Source organism: Providencia sp. (assembly GCF_052096715.1).
In the GTDB taxonomy this organism is placed as follows: domain Bacteria; phylum Pseudomonadota; class Gammaproteobacteria; order Enterobacterales; family Enterobacteriaceae; genus Providencia.
The window spans coordinates 1-4,204 of the sequence record NZ_JBQDNB010000053.1 but is presented as its reverse complement, the minus strand read 5'-3'; the positions used below and the strand labels follow the sequence as shown (position 1 = coordinate 4,204).

At 36.6% G+C, this 4,204-nt stretch carries 6 protein-coding genes and 1 tRNA gene; 1 reads left to right on the top strand and 6 read right to left on the bottom strand.

What is annotated here, in order from left to right:
- The 3 genes from ACTH6U_RS21230 to ACTH6U_RS21220 form a co-directional block, all read right to left on the bottom strand.
- Positions 1 to 557: glycosyl hydrolase family 28-related protein (locus tag ACTH6U_RS21230; RefSeq protein ID WP_441833090.1), on the bottom strand; the 557-nt coding region annotated here is incomplete at its 3' end.
- 197 nt (positions 558 to 754) lie between these two features.
- The gene (locus ACTH6U_RS21225; RefSeq protein ID WP_294107916.1) at positions 755 to 1,174 is read right to left on the bottom strand and encodes a hypothetical protein; all 420 of its coding nucleotides are present in this window, start codon (positions 1,172 to 1,174) and stop codon (positions 755 to 757) included.
- A gap of 461 nt (positions 1,175 to 1,635) precedes the next feature.
- Positions 1,636 to 1,710 (bottom strand) — tRNA-Arg (locus ACTH6U_RS21220).
- A gap of 196 nt (positions 1,711 to 1,906) precedes the next feature.
- Here ACTH6U_RS21220 and ACTH6U_RS21215 point away from each other — a divergent pair.
- Positions 1,907 to 3,082 (top strand): tyrosine-type recombinase/integrase, encoded by a 1,176-nt coding sequence (locus tag ACTH6U_RS21215; protein WP_441833089.1) that lies wholly within the window; start codon positions 1,907 to 1,909, stop codon positions 3,080 to 3,082.
- On the opposite strand, the gene ACTH6U_RS21210 is transcribed toward ACTH6U_RS21215, so the two are convergent.
- From ACTH6U_RS21210 to ACTH6U_RS21200, 3 genes are read right to left on the bottom strand one after another with little or no spacing between them, the layout of a single operon-like run.
- On the bottom strand, positions 3,060 to 3,251 hold the full coding sequence (locus ACTH6U_RS21210; RefSeq protein WP_068445158.1) for a hypothetical protein: 192 nt from the start codon (positions 3,249 to 3,251) through the stop codon (positions 3,060 to 3,062). The genes ACTH6U_RS21215 and ACTH6U_RS21210 overlap by 23 nt on opposite strands.
- Complete coding sequence (locus ACTH6U_RS21205) at positions 3,244 to 3,480, bottom strand: hypothetical protein (protein WP_068445156.1); 237 nt, start codon at positions 3,478 to 3,480, stop codon at positions 3,244 to 3,246. The genes ACTH6U_RS21210 and ACTH6U_RS21205 overlap by 8 nt, the downstream gene beginning before the upstream one ends.
- A gap of 7 nt (positions 3,481 to 3,487) precedes the next feature.
- Positions 3,488 to 4,033, bottom strand: coding sequence for a phage N-6-adenine-methyltransferase (locus ACTH6U_RS21200; RefSeq protein WP_441833088.1), 546 nt, complete (start codon positions 4,031 to 4,033; stop codon positions 3,488 to 3,490).
- Between the last annotated feature and the right edge of the window lie 171 nt (positions 4,034 to 4,204).

Here is a 4,204-nt window from a genome sequence, read left to right as displayed (position 1 = left end):
GAGCCTAAAAAATTTTGCTCAATGAGCAAACCTGCCGCGTTACCGTAGGTGCTAAGACCAACACCCGCATAGTGACGACCACGCATAAAAACATTGCCATTAATTGTATAAGCGTTACTTGAACATGTCAGTTGCGCCGTACTTTGCTCGGTTATTGTGTTGATAAATATATTGTGGCTAATGCTAATTGCTGATTTACGTCCATAAAAATGCACACGAATGTTGTCAAAGATAATATTTTCAATACTGAGGTTCGAGACTGTTGTGCCATAAGTACTATCACCGAACATTACTGATTTTTTTGTAATGTCGAAACAGCGAAAAATAGTACCTTCAATTGAACCTAATAAAGAATTATAAGATGTTAGTAGCACATCACTGGAAAATAGGTAAGTACCAGCAGGGAAATAGATACCTTTACGAGAAGTATGACTTTTTTTGAGTAAATTTAAAATGACATGACTCAGATCTTTACCTGTATTTGGTGATATACCTGCATCTGGCGCATAAATATAACCTTCAGGTACATTATTATTCGCATGTTCTAAATTTTTCATATTTAACCTTAATTGAAAATTTGCTTTAGTGAACATAGCCATGAATAGCGTTAACAAATTATCGCTATATTTAATCGAATTATGATTTAAGTAAATTTACTTAGTTTGAGAATAGATGAGTATTGATTTTTTTGTTACCAATTAACTAAGATAAATCGATAATTAGGAGGATTCTAATAAAAATGTGTTTATGATGATTATTTATCAAAGCAATTCATATTGTTATCTTCGATAATACAGCCTGCTGTTGCCGAAGGGTTTTGTGGCGAATCTTGATTTTTTAACCACAATGCTAGGCGTTGTTTTGCATTTAATCTGATAGATGAGTTAATTTCGTTTTTTGGTCTGATATTCATAACAGTATATTCAATCAATGTGTCATTTTGAAAAACAAAAGTGCGATCTGCTTTATTTTTACTGGATTCGGGCATCATTTGGTCGAGATAGAGTAATAAAGCATAATTGTCTTTTATTGTACTCTCCATTGCGTCTTCATCAGGCACGCCCTCAATTTCAATAACTTGTTGTTTTGACATTCCCGCTAAAACAACCCGCGAGTCATTGCTAGCACTACAACCAGTTAGAACTAAGAAAACAATTATTAGTATGTATTTCATGGATAGCTACCTAATGGTTGATGATGGAACGCTACTTGTTGTGAATAATAACGAGTCGTGAAGAAACCTGAAATAGGTCGATATAAAAATGGGAGAATTCTATAAATTTTTTTATTAATATTATTCTCAATATTTTCACAGTAGAGGTCATATTGAATTATGACTAAATTTAGTGAGTGATAAATAAATCTCACTTATGATAGCCGAGCGTTTATTAATAAACTGGGAATGAAATATTAGATTTGTGCAATGATAAACGGTTAGGGCATAAGCTTTAGCTTTCCGAATTTGGATATCAGTGAGCAGCATAATGTGTATAGTTTTTTTATCGAACCTAGACCTATACACATTAGTATTTAGATTCCACTAGAAGTGACTAGGCCTTCTTGGAAGTCAAAATAATTAATTTGTTGTTTTTATTTGAAAAATTGGCGGTCTTGAGCGGTCTTTAGAAGTGGTATTGGTGTCCCCTGCAGGAATCGAACCTGCAACTAGCCCTTAGGAGGGGCTCGTTATATCCATTTAACTAAGGGGACTTTTGGAGGTGTTGTTTTCAACTGTTCCTTTAAGTTTGTATAGTACCGTTTTTACTGTGTTTGAATCAAGTCATTAGTTCTTTTTTGTTCTCATCTGTTTATGTCTGTCTTTATTCTATATGTCTTAGTTCGCTTGCCATTTTGTACATATTGAGTACATTATCGAAATATACCCTGTGTACATGAGATAAAGCTAATGGCGCTGAGCGATACAAAACTACGAAGCCTTTTAAATAAACCGTATTCTGGCAAGCCTGAGCTTACTGATAGTGACGGCCTTAGCGCTCGCATTTCTCCCAATGGAACAATAGCATTTCAATATCGTTATCGATGGGGCGGTAAGGCTGTTAGATTAACAGTTGGACACTATCCAGCGATGACATTAAAAGATGCTAGGGTAGTTATTGGTGACATGCGCGAATTGTACACGAAAGGTCTTGATCCAAAAATATATTTTTCAAGTGGTAATAGTGAAGCTACCCTAAAAGACTGCCTAGATTATTGGTGGGACAAATACGCAGCTAATTTAAAACCGAATACACAGACACTTTATAAGTCTGTTGTGTACAACACGATGTACACACAGTTCGGAAATACCCCTGTAGCAGACGTACCTATCTCATTGTGGGTTAAGTTTTTTGATAAACAGGAAAAGTTAAATCCCAAAAAGGCTAGGGTGCTACTTATGCAACTAAGATCAGTTATTAACTGGTGTATTAGTAGGCAATTTATTTCATCTTGTGAAGTGTTGAAGCTAAGCCCTAAAACTATTGGTAAGCGCCCTGATGTTGGGGATCGCGTTCTCACATATACTGAATTGGCTAAAATCTGGCTAGCTTTGGAAGACTGTAAAATAGTTACTTCTAATAAATTGCTTCATCAAATGCTATTGCTTTATGGAGCGCGACTTTCTGAAATGCGTTTAGCCAATGCTTCCGAGTTCAATATGGAAGATATGATATGGACTACGCCGAGAGAGCATTCAAAGATGGGTAATGTTATTCGACGTCCAATATTCAAGCAAGTCGAGCCTTATATTGAAAGATTGATCAATAATGGTAATGAGGTGTTATTTGCAGGGCAGGAGATTGATAAGGCGATAGATAGGTCGTCAGCAAACCTCTTTATGCGCAAGCTAAGGGAGTCTATTGATATTCCTGATTGGCGTACGCATGACTTTAGGCGTTCGATTGTAACGAACCTATCTAGTGAAGGAGTGATGCCCCATGTTACAGAGAAAATGCTGGGGCACGAGCTTGGCGGGGTAATGGCGGTGTATAATAAGCATGATTGGATGGAAGATCAGAAAAGTGCTTATGAGCTGTATGCAGATAAAGTATTTTGGCATGTTAAGAAATTGACTTCTGGTTAATGCCACCATTATCTATCCATTGCTGAATGTCTGACTTTTTATATTTGGCTGGACGAGCTAAAACGGGCTGAGGAAATCCGCATTGCTTCTTCAGTCTCCATAGAGCAGTTCGTTTAATCCCGATCCACTCGTATACATCTTTTTCTACAATCAAATCTGAATTAGTCATTATTCTTTTCCTTGTCTATCTGCTTTGCTGTATATGATAAAAATGAAACGGGGTAATATTTCTTTAACTGCTCACTTGTCATTAATGACTTAAATTTATCTAGGTGTTTATTTAAAACGCTAATCTCTATTTCAGAGGTTAACTTTTCCTCTTCCATTATTTTTTTAAGCTCATTCCTGCAATCCCTTGCTACTTTTCTGCGTCCATTCTCCATTTCTTGTGGTGTCATAGGCCACCTATGCTATTTTCCATTCATTTAATATTTGATTGCCGATATTCATTAATTCATTTCTATCGATAGCGGTAATTATTTGTCGTGGCTTAATATACGGTCGCCATATTAATAACATTGAGCCTTTATTATTTCCGTTAACCTTTTTATTTGTTCCGGCATTAATAAATGATATACGACCTCCAGTAATTAATCTTACCTCATCAACCGTTTCTAATGCTGATTCATACCAACCCACAGAGGTATCAGACGGTATTAACATAACAATAGGCTGTAATTGTTTTTTACATTGCTCAGCGGCTTTATTAATCCATGGTTGAATATCAGAGTACGGGGGATTTACCCAAATAGCGCCGTAACTTTCCCAATCACAATTTAGTGAATCGTCTTTTTCGGTAAGGTAATGAGTGCAAAGATGGTTATTTTTATCGGCGGCGGCATCTAAATAGAAACCGAATTCAGCGTCCAATGCTGTGAATAAAGGCAGTGGAGTTTGCCATCTATCACGCAATTCCTTTGGTGTGTGGCTGCCTCCATAATCAGTTCTCATGTCTACATGTTTCTCCACAAACTATCTCAACATTCCGCACCGCCATTAATTGCATAGCACGGCTCTCGCATTCTTGCTGTGTGTATATTTGCTCAGATAACAGCACTGGATTGCCGTATAACATCATTATCAAAACGAACATTGTTTCTATCTCTCCTGACGTTATCGTGA

Bases quoted from the DNA above. Each gene is read 5' to 3' on its own strand.
- ACTH6U_RS21225 (WP_294107916.1), bottom strand. From the start codon at position 1,174: ATGAAATACATACTAATAATTGTTTTCTTAGTTCTAACTGGTTGTAGT.
- ACTH6U_RS21215 (WP_441833089.1), top strand. From the start codon at position 1,907: ATGGCGCTGAGCGATACAAAACTACGAAGCCTTTTAAATAAACCGTAT.
- ACTH6U_RS21210 (WP_068445158.1), bottom strand. From the start codon at position 3,251: ATGACTAATTCAGATTTGATTGTAGAAAAAGATGTATACGAGTGGATC.
- ACTH6U_RS21205 (WP_068445156.1), bottom strand. From the start codon at position 3,480: ATGACACCACAAGAAATGGAGAATGGACGCAGAAAAGTAGCAAGGGAT.
- ACTH6U_RS21200 (WP_441833088.1), bottom strand. From the start codon at position 4,033: ATGAGAACTGATTATGGAGGCAGCCACACACCAAAGGAATTGCGTGAT.